The 15951-nt window shown below is 60.6% G+C and carries 14 protein-coding genes; 3 read left to right on the top strand and 11 right to left on the bottom strand.

All coding sequences use genetic code 11. The annotated features are described in order from the left end of the window. Position 1: 1 nt before the first annotated feature. Positions 2–967: an ABC transporter substrate-binding protein gene (locus ACORLH_RS04595; protein WP_321831417.1), complete on the bottom strand. Its 966-nt coding sequence runs from the start codon at positions 965–967 to the stop codon at positions 2–4. 14 nt (positions 968–981) lie between these two features. Continuing rightward, entirely contained in the window at positions 982–3261 is a 2280-nt protein-coding gene (locus tag ACORLH_RS04590; protein WP_321831416.1) for a TonB-dependent siderophore receptor, read from the bottom strand. A 357-nt stretch (positions 3262–3618) separates the two neighbouring features. Here ACORLH_RS04590 and ACORLH_RS04585 point away from each other — a divergent pair, with 357 nt between their 5' ends. Next, positions 3619–5022, top strand: a complete 1404-nt coding sequence (locus tag ACORLH_RS04585) for a DUF4856 domain-containing protein (RefSeq protein ID WP_321831415.1) — start codon at positions 3619–3621, stop codon at positions 5020–5022. Between the two features lie 95 nt (positions 5023–5117). Further along, positions 5118–6116 carry a sterol desaturase family protein gene (locus ACORLH_RS04580; protein WP_321831414.1) on the top strand — a complete coding sequence of 333 codons (999 nt, stop codon included), beginning with the start codon at positions 5118–5120 and terminating at the stop codon, positions 6114–6116. 15 nt (positions 6117–6131) lie between these two features. Here ACORLH_RS04580 and ACORLH_RS04575 read toward each other — a convergent pair whose 3' ends face one another. Then, positions 6132–7310 (bottom strand): phytanoyl-CoA dioxygenase family protein, encoded by a 1179-nt coding sequence (locus ACORLH_RS04575; protein ID WP_321831413.1) that lies wholly within the window; start codon positions 7308–7310, stop codon positions 6132–6134. 81 nt (positions 7311–7391) lie between these two features. Here ACORLH_RS04575 and ACORLH_RS04570 point away from each other — a divergent pair, with 81 nt between their 5' ends. Beyond that, positions 7392–8432: a LacI family DNA-binding transcriptional regulator gene (locus ACORLH_RS04570; RefSeq protein WP_321831412.1), complete on the top strand. Its 1041-nt coding sequence runs from the start codon at positions 7392–7394 to the stop codon at positions 8430–8432. Here the strand turns inward: ACORLH_RS04570 and ACORLH_RS04565 are convergent. The 8 genes from ACORLH_RS04565 to ACORLH_RS04530 all read right to left on the bottom strand — a co-directional run bounded on the left by ACORLH_RS04565 (position 8429) and on the right by ACORLH_RS04530 (position 15934). Then, positions 8429–9124, bottom strand: coding sequence for an RraA family protein (locus ACORLH_RS04565; protein WP_321831411.1), 696 nt, complete (start codon positions 9122–9124; stop codon positions 8429–8431). The genes ACORLH_RS04570 and ACORLH_RS04565 overlap by 4 nt on opposite strands. After that, positions 9124–9804 (bottom strand): alpha/beta fold hydrolase, encoded by a 681-nt coding sequence (locus ACORLH_RS04560; protein ID WP_321832770.1) that lies wholly within the window; start codon positions 9802–9804, stop codon positions 9124–9126. Before ACORLH_RS04560 ends, ACORLH_RS04565 begins: the two co-directional genes overlap by 1 nt. A gap of 14 nt (positions 9805–9818) precedes the next feature. Beyond that, complete coding sequence (locus tag ACORLH_RS04555) at positions 9819–10940, bottom strand: cobalamin-independent methionine synthase II family protein (protein WP_321831410.1); 1122 nt, start codon at positions 10938–10940, stop codon at positions 9819–9821. Positions 10941–11002: 62 nt separating this feature from the next. Continuing rightward, positions 11003–11965, bottom strand: a complete 963-nt coding sequence (locus tag ACORLH_RS04550; protein WP_321831409.1) for a cupin — start codon at positions 11963–11965, stop codon at positions 11003–11005. Between the two features lie 151 nt (positions 11966–12116). After that, a complete protein-coding gene (locus tag ACORLH_RS04545) occupies positions 12117–13106 on the bottom strand; it encodes an ester cyclase (protein WP_321831408.1) in 990 nt (329 codons plus the stop codon). Beyond that, positions 13093–14121 carry a LacI family DNA-binding transcriptional regulator gene (locus ACORLH_RS04540; RefSeq protein WP_321831407.1) on the bottom strand — a complete coding sequence of 343 codons (1029 nt, stop codon included), beginning with the start codon at positions 14119–14121 and terminating at the stop codon, positions 13093–13095. Before ACORLH_RS04540 ends, ACORLH_RS04545 begins: the two co-directional genes overlap by 14 nt. Then, a complete protein-coding gene (locus ACORLH_RS04535; RefSeq protein ID WP_321831406.1) occupies positions 14121–14885 on the bottom strand; it encodes an SDR family NAD(P)-dependent oxidoreductase in 765 nt (254 codons plus the stop codon). Before ACORLH_RS04535 ends, ACORLH_RS04540 begins: the two co-directional genes overlap by 1 nt. Further along, a complete protein-coding gene (locus tag ACORLH_RS04530; protein ID WP_321831405.1) occupies positions 14882–15934 on the bottom strand; it encodes an ester cyclase in 1053 nt (350 codons plus the stop codon). Before ACORLH_RS04530 ends, ACORLH_RS04535 begins: the two co-directional genes overlap by 4 nt. Positions 15935–15951: the final 17 nt, after the last annotated feature.

Below are 15951 nucleotides of genomic sequence, written 5' to 3'. Positions count from 1 at the left end.
ATCAGGGCGCCACACCTTCTGCGGCCATGGTGGCCACTTGTGTTTTCGGATCCCCGTCCATCGCTGCAGCGACAAGCGGGATCATATGTTCAATTGCATAGTCCAGCGACAGCGGGCTGGAATGCGCCAGGGCTGCCGTCAGATCAGGGTCGGCGTAGATCTCACGCCCTTCGCGGTAGGCCCGCATGGTTTTGCGCAGGGCAATCCCGTCAAGGGCCTGTGGCAGATTGGCGGTTTCGGTCCACATCAGCAGATCAACGTCAATCGGCGTCAGATCTTCCTGGGGCACATTGACCAGAAAGGCATTGGCGCCGACCTGTTCGTCAATCTGGCTCTGCGCGGCAAAGCCAAAGTCGGTCAGGAAGCGGCTGCGGATGTCTTTGCTGGTATAGGCGCTGATCCGCGCCGGCCAGACAACGGCAGAGGATTTGCCCTGCCATTCAGGATGTGCGGCGCGCACCTCGGCAAAGCGGTCCTCCAGCCGGGTGATGATCGCCTCGGCCTGATCCATCCGGTTCAGCGCCAGCCCCAGCTGCTGGGTCATTGTCTGCCAGGAGGAGGAATAGTCCCCCTCACCCTTGGCGGGCGGCAGGGTTGGGGCAATCTGCGACAGGAACCGGTAGTCGGTTTCCGTCATGCCGGACCATTGCCCGACAATCAGATCCGGCTGCATCAGCGCGATCTGCTCAATATTGATCTCACCGTAAATCACCTGCGGCGTGGCATCGCCCAGCGCCTCCTGCGCCCAGGGCCAGACACCATAGGGGTGATTGCCATACCAATAGCGCAGCGCGATCGGTTTCACCCCAAGCGACAGCAGAAAATCATGACCGATAAATGACAACGAGACGACACGCGTTGGCGTGCCATCTACATGTGTTGTCCCGTAGCGGTGTTCGATCTCGCGCGGCTCCGCCCCAGCGGGCGAAACCAGCGCGAAGATGGCCATCAGCCAGAGCCAGCGCATCACGGGCCTCCGACTTAGAAGCTGCGACGCAGGGTCAGCGACACTTCCCGACCAGCGCCATAGACGCAGGAGCCAGCCGTGGCGTCCAGACCACTGCCCAGGGGCAGGAAGTTGCCGCCACAGTAGCCGATGAACTGTTCATCGGTCAGGTTCCGGGCCGCCAGCAGCATCTGCCAGTCGTTCATCTCATAGCTGATCGACGCATCATAAAGGGTGACCGCGTCCAGCTCGATGGTGTTGGTCACGTCCGAGTAGCGTTTGCCGGTGTGACGTGCGCCAAAGCTGACGGCCAGACCATCGACTTGCGGCACCTCATACTGGGCAAACAGCGCGGCCGAGAAGCGCGGGGCGCGGGCCGTCTGGTTGCCGCCATACAGCGCGTCTTCGGTGATCTTGGCATCCACAACGTTGAAGCTACCAAACAGGCTGAGACCATTGTCAAAGTCGTGGGTTGCTTCGAACTCCACCCCGCGAGAGCGGACCTCACCAACCTGGGTGTAGATCAGCGGGTGGGCGCTGTTGGGGTCATCAAAGGCCACATCTTGTTTGGTGATGTTATAGGCCGCCACACCAAAGCTGGTGCGCTGATCAGCCGAGGTGAATTTCAGACCCAGTTCAAAGGCTGTGGAGGTTTCCACATCCAGCGCTTCGAAGGAGCTGTTCAGACCACTGGGCGGCAGGTTGAAGCTGCGCGAGACCGAGCCATAGGCCAGCATATCAGGGGTCACCCGGTAGCCGAGCGAGACATTGCCCGAGGTGTGGTTTGCCTTGGTTTCGTGATCAAACGGGATGGTCGCGCCCGGCACTTCCATCACACCCTGCGAGGCATAGGACACCTTGTCATGACGCAGGCCGCCCGACAGGACAAACCGATCGCCGAGATCCGCATGACCGTTCACGTAGAAGCCCAGCTGATCCAGTTGGATCGCACGGGTCGAGTCCAGCTGCGTCGGCGCCATGGATTCCAGGAATGCCAGACCCGCGTTGATTGGCAGGCTGGAGTCGATCGGCGCACCGGTGGCCACATCGCGGGCACCGCGGTAGCCGTAGGAGAAGTCAGTGTCGCTGTCCACTTTGTAGTAATCCACACCGAAGGCCAACGTGCCAACGGCGGAGCCCGTGTCAAACTCCCACAGCAGGGCGTTGTCTGCGCTGGTCTGATCCAGCTGCTGGTCCACGTCAAAGACGCTCATCAGCGCGGTATCAATGGCGGTCGGGTTGAAGGCCAGACCATTGACGGTCGCAAGGTTCACGAAGGCCGCCGGAAACTCGGTTTTGTTGACCCAGTCGTTTTTCGAGACACGGGCACGGCTCATCAGGGTCAGCCCGGGTGCAAACTCGTGATCCAGCTCATAGCCCAGATAGTTCTGCGTGGTCTCAATGGTGTTGTAGGCAGGGTTGCCGGTGTAGGTGCCGGGGCCGAAGGTTGCAGCTGGGTTGTCATAGAAGCTGCCATAGGCCGGAACGGGCACATAGGTGTCCCCAACGTTATCGTCCTGATACTGACCATAAACGGTGAAGCTGGTTTCGTCTGTCGGTGCAAAGGTCAGCGAGGGCGCAACATAAACACGGCCGGTGTCGACGGCGTCATAGTTGGTGCCCGACTCGTTCACCAAACCGATGAAGCGGTAGGCCACGGTGTCAGACAGCGGGCCGGTCACATCGATACCGATCTCTTTGCCGTTTTCGCTGGTGAAAGTGGTGCGCACTTCACCGCCAAAGCTGAACTCCGGCCGTTTGCTGACGCCATTGGTCAGACCGCCGGGCTGGTTGGTGCCGTATAGGTCCGAGGTCGGGCCGCGCAGAATGTTGACGCTTTCCAGACCAAAGGGCTCGGTCCGCCAGGAGGCCCAATCCACAGTCCGCAGCGGCATGCCATCGCGATAGGCGCCACCGATCTGTGCCTCAAAGCCGCGCAGAACATATTCGTCATAGCGGTTATCCTGACCGTAGGTCTCGGTCACGATGCCGGGGCTGTAGGCGACGGTTTCTTCCATCGTGCGCGCACCCTGCGCTTCGAACAGCTCACGCGGCAGCACGGTGACGGCACGCGGCAGATCTTCGGGATCAACCGGCACACGCGACCCTGCGGTATTGGCCGCCTGCGACGGGCTGGTGCCGGCACCGCCATCATTGATGGCACGCAGAACAATCTCGCCTAGGTGGATCACGTCATCCTCAGCCTCTTGGGCCGCCAAATGGCCCGGGGCGAGGAAAGTGGAAGACATCAGCACAGCTGACATGGATAGGGTGCGCAGGTGAGTCACTTCGACCTCCAATGCGATGCAGAGCACTCGACGCTTCCCGCAAAGGAAACGTCACTTGAATTCGGTTTTAGGGAAAGGGCTTGTCTGCAAATGCAGTCCTGGCTGGGTCCCGTGGGATGGGGATCCGATAAAGTGAATAATTATTCATGTCAACGTCAGAGAGCATTTCGCGGCGGGTATTGCAATTCGGTCACGCCAACACGAACGCGACCGGAATTTCGCAGCGTTCACAACCAAGACGTTCAACACGCTTTCGTGACCCGGCCATATGCCTGAGAAAAGGCCTAAACCTGACTCTTATTGTTGACTTAACACGGATATTTCTGATTAAAAGCCTCAACATTGAAGCCCCGGCAAAAGACCGGACCATTAGAGGAAGTCAAAATGCGTGCACTCTCACTCCACTCCACGGCTTTGGCATTGATCGCCATGACCGCCACCGGCGCTCTGGCAGCTGACACCTACGGCCCCTTCCCCGTCACCCTGCAGGGCTATACTGGCGACAAAACTGATTCGGTCTCCTACTCCGGTCAGATCGCCCGTCACGCGCTGCATGACAGCCTGAAAAAAGCGGCTGCCCTGGGCAACGGTGGCGCCAACGCGGCCGAAGTCGAAGCGGTTCTGCTGTCCTACTTCAACGGCTCCGAAGGTGACCTCGACATTCTGGCCCCGGCCTCCAAAGACGGCTTCCCGATCAAGCAAAGCACCGTGAACGCCATCTCGTCGGGCAAAAACATCTCGGGCAAATTCTACGGCGGCGCGATGCCTGCATGGCCCGGCAACGGCACCGGCAAAGACGCCGCCATGCACATGATCAAAATGGCTGCGAAGTCGGACGGCGGTTTTGACCCCGAAAACGGCTACGACTGGGGTCAGGTGATTTCGAAATTCACCATGGGCGCCATGATGTACAACCAGTCGGTCGACAACTATCTCGACGAAAAACTGGCGGCGGACAACAAGCCGAACAACAAACCTTACAAAGATGGTGCCTACTACACCGGTAAAGAGCACAGCTGGGACGAAGGCTTTGGCTACTGGGGCGCCCCTGCCCACCTGATGAGCCTGACCCCGCAGCAGGCCTACAACATTGCCAAAGGCAAGGACCTGGCCGCAGCGGACGCCAACGGCGACGGCATGGTTGACCTGAAAACCGAATTCGTCTTCGGCCCGGCCTACTACGCCGCGGGTGCAGACAAAGGCGGCACCAAGTCGACCAACTACATGCACACCATCATGCAGGCCTTCATCGACGGTCGTCAGATCATCACCGACGCCAAAGGCGAAGCCCTGAGCGACGAAGCGCGTGCCGCCCTGAAAGCCCACGCAGCAACCATCGAACAGAACTGGGAACAGGTTCTGGCCGAAGCTGCGTTCAAATATGCTGGTTCCGTCTACAAAGACATCAACGCCATGGCAGCTGCCGAAGGTGACGACAAAGCCAAAGCCTACCGCGCCTATGCCAAGCACTGGGGTGAGCTGAAAGGCTTCGTCATGGCGCTGCAGTCGGGCCGCAACAACCTGGGCGCAACCGCGGTTGAGCTGAACAACCTGGTTGGCTTTGGTCCGGTAACCCTGGACAACAGCTATGTCACCGGCATCGACGCAGAAGGCAACTTCGTTCGTGATCGTCGCATGACCTGGAACGACTACCAGCTGAACATGCTGAAAACCCAGGAGCTGCTGAAAGCCAAATTCGGCCTGAAGTCGCTGGCAAACGATCAGCTGGCTCAGCTGGAAGGTCTGGCAGGCAAGCTGGAAGCCGAAGCAAGCGCCGAGACTGACTAAGGCTGGCTCTGGCCAAATGCAGCCTGCTTTGTCAGGTTGACTGAGACACCGGGGCGGCCTGATCAGGGCCGCCCTTTTTTGACCTTGGGGGCACCATGGAACTGTTCACGGATATCTTTGGCGATTTGTGGGATCCGAAGAAACGTATCTTCTTCGGCTATCTGTTCCTGTCCCTCTTGATCGCAGGCCTCTGGTTGGTGGCGATCAAACGCACCGGCCTGCGCGATAGCCTGCGGAAACTGTTTGACCGGGGGGTGTTTTTCTCCTCCTCGGCCAAGGCGGACTACAAGATCTTTGTGATCAACCGGGTCTTCACCCTGTTCATCTCACCACTGCTGATCACCCAGATGACCATCGCCACCGCGATCTTCTTCTTTCTGCATGGGGTGGACTGGATCAGCAAAGGTCAGTTTGCCGAGACACCCAAAACCGTTGTGGTGTCGCTTTTCACCCTTTCGATGTTCATCTTTGACGATTTCACCAAATTCCTGCTGCACCGCTGGATGCACCGCTGGCCGCTGCTGTGGGCGATCCACAAGGTGCACCACTCGGCCGAGACTCTGACCCCGATCACCGTCTACCGTGTGCATCCGCTGGAGGGCGTGCTTTACGGGCTGCGCAGCGTCTTTGTGCAGGGCAGCCTGATCCCGGTTTTCCTGTTCTTCTTCGGCGGCACGGTGGATCTGGTCACCGTGGTTGGCGTCAACGCATTGGTCTTTGTCTTCCATGTCACCGGCTCCAACCTGCGCCATTCGCATATCGATATTCACTACTGGCCCTGGCTGGAGCGGATCCTGATTTCCCCGGCACAGCACCAGCTGCACCACTCCACCGCGGTGGAACATTATGACAAGAACTTTGGCGTGGCGCTGGCGATCTGGGACTGGCTGTTTGGCTCGCTTCACCTGTCGGAAAAGGGCCGCGACCTGAGCTTTGGGCTGGACGCGAAAGAGGCCAGCGCCTCTGAGCTGACAGATATCTACCTGCGCCCCTTCCGCGATATGTGGGCCGTGCTGCGCCGGCGTGCGAAACGCCTGCGCAATTGGGTCAGCCGCACGCAGACTGGCCCCAGCAAAACCTCAGGCCAGCCCTGATCTGTCGTCCGACCGTCAGGCGCCCCGGACGGCGGCCATGTGATCCAGATGGGCGTTGAAATCCTCGGCGCTGATCCCGTCCTTGAGGGCGCGCACCATAAACGCGGCCTGAGTTTCCGGGGCCAATCCGTTGACCGGCGGGTCGCGATCCAGATTTGTCGGGAAGGAATAGCCTTCGGCGGTGGCGGCAATCGCGGCTGCAATCTCCGCCGGGGAACAAAGGTCAGTGCCCAGCACCCGCTCCAACGCCGGGTAGAGCAGCCGGCACATCTTATCGCGATCCACCGTCTCCATCGCCCGGCCAAAGGCTGAAGAGATCTGCAGCAAATTGGCAAAACGGTGAATGCCCTCGCTGCGGTTGGCCCCGGCCGCATGGAACAGGGCCGGATTGAAGAACACCGCATCGCCCTTTTCCAATGGCATTTGAACGTAACGCTCCTCAAACAGCGCGCGGAAATCTTCGCGTCGCCAGGCCGCATAGCCCGGTCGGTAGGTTTGCGAAAACGGCAGCAGCTTCGTCGGGCCGCTCTCAACCGGCATATCGCAATGGGCAACCGCCCCCTGCAGCGTCAGGATGGGTGAAATGTCATGCACATGTGCCGGGTAGCGGGCGCTGACCTCTGCGGTCTGAAAGCCAAGGTGATAGTCCCGGTGCGCCTGCTGCGGCGCACCACCTGGATGCACCAGATTGACCTGCGCCGTCATCTGATAATTGGGGCCCAACCAGGCCTCACTGACCGCGGCGATGGCGCTGTTGGCAAAATAGCGCAGGAACACATCTGGCGCCGCCTCACAAAGTTTTTGCAGCGCGTTCCAGACCCGATCATTGGCGCCGGAGGCTGCGAAATGATCCCCGCCACCGCCCGTGCCTTGTTTCTCCTCTTCGATGATCTGCAGGTACACATCCGTCGCATCATCCAGCACTGAAGTGTCAGCATAGGCCTGCTTCAGCACCAGCACACCTGCCCCCTCGCGCAGCACCTGCGCCCATTCCCCCATCAGGGATTGGCGGGTGTGATCCTCCTCCAGATCAGCACGCAGATCGCGCATGTCATAAATCGGGATCTCATGTTCGATGGTGGCGGCTCTGGGCACGTCGACGGGTTTGGTGGTTTGGCTCAGCAGCGCCTCAAATTCGCTGATCAGACAGGCCTCAGGCGCGTAATAGGCGGGGGGTTGCGGGGTGTTGGTCATTGTGGCGTCTCCCTTTGGTCTTGTCAGGCTACGGGTGGACTGATTGTAATTGCGCAGCGATTCACATCAAAAACACATCAAATGACCCATCGTTTTCCCATCAAAGAAATCGCCCGTCAGGCCGGACTGGGGACCGCAACCATTGACCGCGTGCTGAACAACAGGGTCCATGTCAGCGCCCAGACCCGCCAGCGGGTCACTGCCGCGATCCAGGAGTTGGAGGCGCAGGAAGCCCAGCTTGCCGCACGCGGGCGTCGGTTGTTTTTCGATTTCGTTGTTGAGGCACCCACCCGGTTCAGCCGCGAAGTCAAAGCCGCGGCCGAGGCCGTGTTGCCCCATATCGGCACAGCGGTCTGCCGGCCGCGTTTTCTGCTCCAGGACAAAATGCCAGAGGCTGAGGTTCTAAAAGCGTTGGAGCGGATCCAGAAACGTGGCAGCCACGGCCTGTGCCTGAAGGCGCGGGACACCGAAAAGATCAGGGCGGCCGTGAACCGTCTGGTGGCTGCTGGCATCCCGGTGATCACCCTAGTGACCGATCTGCCCACCACCGACCGACGCGCCTATGTCGGGTTGGACAATGCCGGTGCCGGACGGACGGCGGCCTATCTGATCTACAAAACCCTTGGAACGCAGCGCGGACAGGTCCTGGCCAGCCGCAGCCACGGCGCCTTCCTTGGTGAGGAGGAGCGCGAACAGGCCTTCCTTCAGGCGCTGCGCAGCTATTGCCCGCAGCTCACGGTCCTGACCACCGAAGGCGGTGGCGGCTTGGGCTTTGAAACCTCCCGCATGTTGGAACAGAGCCTCGACCACAGCGCCGCGATCAGGGCGGTCTATTCCATGGGCGGCGGCAACCGCGCGATCCTGCAAACCCTGGCTGAAAGGGGGCAACGCCCGGACGTCTATGTCGCCCACGATCTGGATCAGGAAAACCGCGCCCTGCTGCAGGCGGGGCAATTGGACTACGTGCTGCACCATGATCTGCAACATGACATCGCAGGCGCGTTTAATCAGTTTCTGGCGCACCACCGGCTGACCACGGACCTGGACAACAGCCGGGCCTCAACCGTTCAGGTCCTGACCCCGGCCAACATTCCAATGCGCCAGCCCCTAACGCGCCCTTAGGTGCGCGCAGCCTCAAACGCGGCCCAGGCCTGTTCAAAGGCAGCGTAGTCAAACCCCTCCTGCCGGGCGGGTTCCAGGATCAGGCTTTCGGTGTCCAACAGCTTGTGAATGGCACCTTCCAGATCGGACATCACCTCGGGCGGGATTACCAGGGCACCATGCCGGTCCGCATGCACCAGATCACCGTCTTTGATGCGCAGGCCAAAAATCTCAACCTCAGTGCCGATCTCACGCACGTGGACAAAGCCGTGGCTTGGCCCGATCGAACCGGCCACCACAGGGAAGCCTTCCGGCAGATCCCCAAGGTCGCGCATGACCCCATTGGTCAGGGCGCCGCTGGTGCCCAGTCCTTTGTGAACAGTGGTGTTAATCTCCCCCCAGAAGGCACCGATGCAATTGGGGTAATCCAGATCCTCAACCACGGTGACCGCAGGCCGCGGCCCTTCGGACATGTGTTTGTAATAGGCCATCCGTCGGGCCTTGATCACCTCTGCGGGCTCCGTCGGGGGGGCGACTGCGGCGATCTTGGCGGTGCGGGCATAACCAACCATCGCGCCGCCATCAGGGTCCGAACACTGCATCGTGCCACGGGTAAACTGATCAAAGCCGCGTTTGCCCTGGGCCACCTCGATTGCGTTGCAGACCGTCGGCGTATCCACCCGCCGCAAAAGCTCCAATAGGGTTGGCGTCATCACGTCTCCTCCAGCCAGCGTTCCATCGCGGCATTTGTTAAATTCGGGCGTTCCAGCGGTGGCAAATGCCCCGCGCCCTCAATCACTTCCAAAGTGGCGTTTTGTATCATCGCGGCCATCTCCTGATGGCGCGACACAGGGCAGAGCACATCGCCGCTGCCACAGAGCACCAGCGTCGGCACCCGTGTTTGGCGCAGCACCAGCGTCTGATCCGGGCGCGCCATCAGCGCGGCGGACTGGCGCAGAAACACCTCCGGCCCCAGATCCAGCGCCATATCCATACAGAGCGCCAGAATATCCGCCCGCCGGGCCCCGTAGCCCAGATAGCGTGGCTTCATCTCTTCGCGCATCACCTCAGCCAGACGGCCCGCCTTCACCGCAGCAATCTGCGGCAGACGATTGGATTTTACCTCGTCAAGTTCGGCCCTGTGGTTGGTGTCCAACAGCGCCAGCCGTTCCACCCGGTGCGGCGCCTGCAGCAGCACCTCCATCGCGACGATCCCGCCCATCGACAGCCCGGCCAGCGCAAACCGTTCCGGCGCGTCACGCAGGATCCCGGCAGCCAGATCTTCCATCGTTTCAGCCGTGGAAATATCGGCCAGCACCACGCTGCGCCCGGCTGAAAACGCCGCCACCTGCGGCGCCCAGAGCCGGGCGTCACACATCATGCCTGGGATCATCACCAAAGGGGTCTTCACAGCAGGGCGGCCCCTTCTGACAGGGCGGCCAGTTTGGCATAGGCGATATCGGGATCCACCGCGCCAAAGCCTGCAAAGGTGCCAAAGCCGCAGTCAGATCCGGCGATCACCCGGTCCCGCCCAACGATGCTAGTGAATCGGTCAATCCGCTGCGCCACCAGTTCGGGATGTTCCACAAAGTTGGTGGTCGTATCCACCACACCCGGCACCAGCACTTTGTCGTCGGGGATCTCAGCACGGCGGTCGCGGAACACAGTCCATTCGTGGGCGTGACGCGGGTTTGAGGTTTCAAACAGCACATACCGCGATTTGGTCGCCATCAAAGTAGAGAAGACCTTGTCCATCGGGATGTCACAGCAATGCGGTCCCTCATAATTGCCCCAGCAGATATGCACCCGTACCCTGTCCGCCGGTACATTCTGCAGCGCGTGGTTCAGCGCCTCCACATGCATGTTGGCGACCTTGACGAACTCAGCATCGCTCAGATCGTTGAACAGCATATGGCGTGATAGTGCCAGATCCGGGCAATCCAGTTGCAGATCCAATCCCGCCGCCACGATGGTTTCATATTCCTCGCGCATCGCATCGGCGAGGGCGGCCAGATAGGCCTCACGGGTTTTGTAGAAATCGTTTTGCAGGAACAGTGAAATCACACCGGGGCTGGCTGCATTCATGAAGCCGCGTTCCGCCCCATGTTCCGCCATCGCCGCCTTGAGGTTGGCGATGTCCTTCTGCAACTCCCCCTGCCCTTTTGAGGTCACCTCGCCCACACACATGGGCCGGGCATATTGCGGCGTGCCACCATCATCAGCGATCCGCTGCAGAAAGCCCGGAAACATCTTCAGATCTGCCGGTGCATTGCGCGGGCTGTCGCCTGCAAACCCGGTGTAGCGGTCTTTCACGTAAGTGGCGTAGGAGATCTTGGAGGTTTCCCCGTCCGAGACGATATCCACCCCCGCCGCCACCTGTTTGCGCACCGTTTCAGAAACCGCCGCAGTCATCGCCGCATCAAAGGCTGCGGGGTCATACGCGGTTTCATTTTCACGGGCAAAGATGAAATCCACCACCTCCTGGCTGCGTGGCAATGAACCGACATGTGTGGTTTTGATCTTGGTCATTCTGCGTCCTCCCCTCAGGTAGATGTCAGGCCCGACCTGCGCCGGACCTGCTGTCTTAACGCTTAAGCGCCTGTCCAGGTGGCACCGGCCGGATCATCGGTGGCGGTGATCCGATAAAGCCCCGCCTCACCGGTCATGGAGGGCGCAGCGCTGTAGCTTTCGCCCGGCATCACAACCGCCGTGTCACCGCTGGACAGCGTTACCTCAACATCCTCAATCACAATGCGCCAATGGCCGCTGGCCGGCATCAGAACCACCGGCCGGTCTGCCTGCACCATCTGGGTCATGGCGGAACCACGGCTGAGGAAATCCACGTCAAAACCCGGCTTGTCCTTGATCAGGGCGTTTTCCCCGATCACCGCCGCCGGGGCTTTGGACGACAGCGCCATCAGATCCCAGTAGCGGGCGACGTAATGCCCGATCACGTCACTGACAGGCACCTCAGGATAGGCTTTCAGCTCTTCTTCGCTCAGCAATGGCATGGGCTGTACATTGTGCGGCAGTTCCTCACCCTTCTTGCTGTCGTAAAGCACGCCGTTGTTGCCCAGCATCAGACCATGCGCCTGCGCGTCCTCAATCACCTGCGGCGCCCAGGTCACCCCGCCACCGGCGTCATCACCGCCCAGGATCGACATGATCATTCCGTAGTCCTGACCCACGTTTTCAAAGCCGCGGAAAATGCCGGTGGGGATGTTGAAGATATCGCCTTCTTCGGCAATGAACTCCCCCGCATCACCATAGCGCCCCCAGAAGAAGCGCCAGCGCCCCTTGGCGACAAAGAACACCTCAGCCGTGGTGTGGCTGTGCAGGGAATTGCGGCACTTCGGCGGCTGGCCTGCCGCGCCGATGTTGAAGCCGATTTTATCAGTGATATGGACGTGCTGATCCGGGCTTTCGGACACGCCTCCACCCACAATGGTGAAGTTTTCCTTCTGGTCGCTGCCCGGGGTATGGGCGTCGATGAAGGCGGTTTTGCACGGGCGCAGCTCACCATAACGAACGATGCGGGATTGAATGCTACTCATGTCTGTTCTCCTGTGAAAGTTGGGTTTGAATGGATCAAACCCATCTTCCCGGTGGGCGGTTGTTCAGCCGCCGTGCCCGTCGCGACGCAAAGAAGGCATGTGCCCGCCGCCCCGCCTGACTGGCATCCAGATATGAGGTTCCAAGGCTCACTCAGAGGTCCCCGCTGTGCAGCAGGATCTGCTTCCAAACGGCGGTTTCATCAAACAGCGTCCATTCGCGGCGCAGCTTGATCTGGCCGCCAATCAACTCGCCCCATTCGGCGTGGCTGATGCCCAGCACATAAAGCTCAGCCCCCGTCGGCGCGCCAAAACAGCCCCAGCCATCGTGTTTGCCGTGCAGGCTCCAACGCAGGGCCGAACGGGGCGGCATGTTGGGATCATCGCGGCCAATCTGATGATGGATCGTAAACTTGGCCGAAGGCATGGCCGCGCGCAGCGACATCCAGAACCGGTCCACCGGATCCCAGCTGTGGCCGGAGGCGCCGCCGGGGTATTCGGTTTGCACGGCGCGATCATATTCACGCTCAACCGCCGCCATATCTGCTGCCATCATGGCGCTTAGCAGATCGGCATGGCGCTGGCCCCAAGCATTGTCATTGCCGCGCCCCTTATAAGGCCCCTCAAGGTCATTGGCAGGTGTCAGCGGCTTCACACAGGCCTCAGGCCCGCCTTCGCGCGCGATCAGATCGCGGGTGAAATCCTTGGGATCCCAGCCCATCTGGCGCACCACCGCGCCGTTGTCACGAATCAGCCATTCATCATCGATGGCGTTATTCTTGGCATGGCAATCAGCCAAAATCCGGTAGGCCAGTTTCTTGCCCGTCGCCGGCCCAAACATCCCGTCCCCCAGATGGGTCGCGGTGGACATGATCCGGTGGCTCGACAGCATGCCCTCTTCCGGCGTGCCGGACCAGATGACGTCTTCGCCCAAAAGGGTGCGGTCGGGAAACTCTGCCAATGTTGCAGCGGTGGCGGCAATCACCCCTTGATTGCCGGTTGAGACCGATCCGGGCATCCGCACCACGATGTCGGACGCATAATAGTCATGCAGGGTTGCAAGGCCGCGATCTTCCCAGATCTCCTTGGTGATCCCGACGATATAGTCTGGGAAATCGGTGAATTTGGGATCAAACCCCTTCATCTAGCCATCCTTCTGGTTTTCGGGCGGACCCGCGCACGATCAGTGGTCCATCAATGGTCTCACGGCGCGGGGTTGCGGCATTTGGATTGTCGATATGGGCCATCAGCGCAGACACTGTCGCCTCCACCATCTGGTTCACAGGCTGACGGATCGTCGTCAGGTCATAGGCGTCCCAGGCGGCCATGGGCACGTCATCATAGCCAACCACCGAAACCTCACGGCCGACCTCAACCCCCTGCCGGCGCAGGTGGTCGATCACCGCAAAGGCCATGTGATCATTACCAACAAAGATCGCGTCGGGATCATGTTCCTTCAGCAAGCGATCGGCACATTCCATCGCCACCTCGCGGCTGTACATGCCATCAAGCGTTGCCACCGACGCGGCCCCAGCCGCCGCGAGCCCTGCATGAAACCCATGCTGACGTTCCCGCCCGGTGGAGCTGCCCTGCCAGCCTGAGATATGGGCGATCCGCTGATGCCCGCCCGCCAGCAAGAAATTGGCCACCTGACGCCCGCCCGCGATATTGTCCGAGGTCACCTCAACAAAGGGGCTGTGATCCTGACCCCGGTTGAACAGAACAACCGGAATGCCCGCCTGCGTCGCCCGTTCGGCCAGATCCGAGGACAGCGAAACCGACGCGGCAACAATGCCATCCACCTGATAGTCCATCAGGTCCTGAATGACCGATTCAACCCCGTCCGAGGAGTTCGGCGCGGTGAAAATCAGGATGTGATAGCCCTGTTCCTGCAGGGCGTTTGACAGTTTTTCCAGCACAATCGGATAGAACTGGTTTTCCAGATAGGCCACGACCAGCCCGATGATCCGGCTTTTGCCGGACACCATGGCGCGGGCCAGGTTGTTGGGGCGGTAGCCCAGCTCTTCGGCGGCTTTGCGCACCTTGGCAATCGTCGCCTTGGAGGCCGACGCACCGGGCGTGAATACCCGGCTGACCGCGGATTGGCTGACGCCCGCGCGGCGGGCCACTTCGGTGGAGGTGACTTTACTTGCGCTCATCAGTCTGCCGTCCACCCGCCGTCAATTAACATCGAGGTGCCGGTGACCAGCGCCGAGGCGTCAGAGGCCAGGTAAACCACAGCCCCCATGATATCCTCGACCTCGCCAATGCGGCCCAGCTTGATCTTCTCCTCCACCCAGGCCTTGCGGTCTGGCCGTTCAAACGTCTGTGCGGTTAGGGGCGTGCGAATAAAGGTTGGGCAGACCGTGTTGATGCGGATCTGCGACGGGCCCCATTCGATGGCCATGGATTTCACCATACCTTCCAGCCCATGTTTGGAGGCGCAGTAGACCGCGCGGTCCACCCCGCCAACATGGCCCATCTGGCTGGAGATATGGATGATTGACCCCTTCTTGCCCGCCGCCATCATCGCCTTGGCAGCATAGGCCGACAGGAAATAGGCCGAACGCAGGTTCAACCCCATCGCTGCATCGTAGTCCTCGGGCGTGGTGTCAATCGCAGGCGTATGCCGCGCCAGCCCGGCGGAGTTCACGACGATGTCTAGGTCCCGATCGGCCACCGCCGCCGCCACTGCTGTCAGATCGCTCTGATCCAGTTGCAGCACCTCAGCGCTATATCCCGCAGCCTGCATCGCGGTGACAGTTTCTGTCAGTTTGTCACCCCCACGCGCGGCGCAGATCACATGCGCGCCCGCCTCGGCCAGCGCCACAGCGCAGCCCTGCCCGATGCCTGAGGAGGCGCCAGTGACAAGGGCACGTTTGCCGCTGAGTGAAAACGAAGGGGTGCGGGGCAGATCTATCATTGGGTCATTCCATCCGGGATATTCAAGCGCGCCATGCTGCGCGCTTTATTGAATTCACGCAATCGCGCAAAAACGTCCACACCCAATTGCCGGTAGACGTCCAAGAGATCGACCAAGACCCAGTTTTCGCGGATCTTGCCGCCCTCAACCCGCCAGAAATCCAGAGACCGAAGGGAGATCTTGCGTCCCGCCGGGGCAATGCCCATCCAGCCGTCTTGGGACAGGGTCTGCATCATATTGGGCCAGCCGGTGACCGCCGCGTAATTGCCATCACCAAAGAAATGATGCGTCACCTCTCCCTCATGCTGTCCGCGGTCCGGCATGGCGTTCAGAAATGGGATCTGGTGCCAGTTGCGAAACCCGGCATGTCCGCGCGCGGTGCCGATACCCGCAGGGCCGTACCAATTCATGCGCTTATCCCAAAACCGTTCCATTTCCATGGCCTTAGGATCCGGATCCGCCGGGTGACGCACCAGCGCCTGCAACATATCGACAATCAACTGACAACTTGCCTGCCCCTGCGCCGCATCATAAGGCCCCGGCACCAGCCCATCCTGAGTGGCAGGCCCCGGCACATGCCAGTCTTTGCCAAGCGCGGGTGCCATCGGCCAGGCGCCGGCCTGCATCATCACCTCAGGGATGTCCCAAAGCACCTGCACCTCAACAACATTGCCCGCCTCGAAGCGGAAGAACTCGTGATAGCGCATGGCGGTCAGATGGCCGGTGGGCGGGATATCTAGCCAAGGGGCGGTGAACACCCCCATATAGCTGCCGGCGCAACCGACCCAGTTTTGGCCCTGATCATCGGTCCCGGCCATGACGATATAGTCGCGCCGTTCCAGATCCGGCACGGCCTGCAACAGCGGCGCATAGGCGCGTTCAAAAAACGCCTGAGGCCCCGTCATTTCGCCCAAGGGATGGCCCAGCCGCACCACAGCATCCGGCGCCAGCAGGTCCTGCAGCGCAGCGGTCACAGCAGGGGCATCAAAATCATAAGCTGCCTGCCGGAAGCTTTGGATCAGCGCCTTGTGATGCGTGTGTTGGTCCATTTTCATCTTGCCAAAAC

The sequence above is a fragment of the Thalassovita sp. genome (genome assembly GCF_963691685.1).
Lineage (GTDB): Bacteria > Pseudomonadota > Alphaproteobacteria > Rhodobacterales > Rhodobacteraceae > Thalassobius.
The sequence above is the reverse complement of the archived record's forward strand: the minus strand, read 5'-3'. Positions and strand labels throughout refer to the sequence as shown.

Coding starts and splice junctions, on each gene's coding strand:
- ACORLH_RS04595 (WP_321831417.1), bottom strand. CDS start 967: ATGCGCTGGCTCTGGCTGATGGCCATCTTCGCGCTGGTTTCGCCCGCT.
- ACORLH_RS04585 (WP_321831415.1), top strand. CDS start 3,619: ATGCGTGCACTCTCACTCCACTCCACGGCTTTGGCATTGATCGCCATG.
- ACORLH_RS04580 (WP_321831414.1), top strand. CDS start 5,118: ATGGAACTGTTCACGGATATCTTTGGCGATTTGTGGGATCCGAAGAAA.
- ACORLH_RS04575 (WP_321831413.1), bottom strand. CDS start 7,310: ATGACCAACACCCCGCAACCCCCCGCCTATTACGCGCCTGAGGCCTGT.
- ACORLH_RS04570 (WP_321831412.1), top strand. CDS start 7,392: ATGACCCATCGTTTTCCCATCAAAGAAATCGCCCGTCAGGCCGGACTG.
- ACORLH_RS04565 (WP_321831411.1), bottom strand. CDS start 9,124: ATGACGCCAACCCTATTGGAGCTTTTGCGGCGGGTGGATACGCCGACG.
- ACORLH_RS04560 (WP_321832770.1), bottom strand. CDS start 9,804: ATGATCCCAGGCATGATGTGTGACGCCCGGCTCTGGGCGCCGCAGGTG.
- ACORLH_RS04555 (WP_321831410.1), bottom strand. CDS start 10,940: ATGACCAAGATCAAAACCACACATGTCGGTTCATTGCCACGCAGCCAG.
- ACORLH_RS04550 (WP_321831409.1), bottom strand. CDS start 11,965: ATGAGTAGCATTCAATCCCGCATCGTTCGTTATGGTGAGCTGCGCCCG.
- ACORLH_RS04545 (WP_321831408.1), bottom strand. CDS start 13,106: ATGAAGGGGTTTGATCCCAAATTCACCGATTTCCCAGACTATATCGTC.
- ACORLH_RS04540 (WP_321831407.1), bottom strand. CDS start 14,121: ATGAGCGCAAGTAAAGTCACCTCCACCGAAGTGGCCCGCCGCGCGGGC.
- ACORLH_RS04535 (WP_321831406.1), bottom strand. CDS start 14,885: ATGATAGATCTGCCCCGCACCCCTTCGTTTTCACTCAGCGGCAAACGT.
- ACORLH_RS04530 (WP_321831405.1), bottom strand. CDS start 15,934: ATGGACCAACACACGCATCACAAGGCGCTGATCCAAAGCTTCCGGCAG.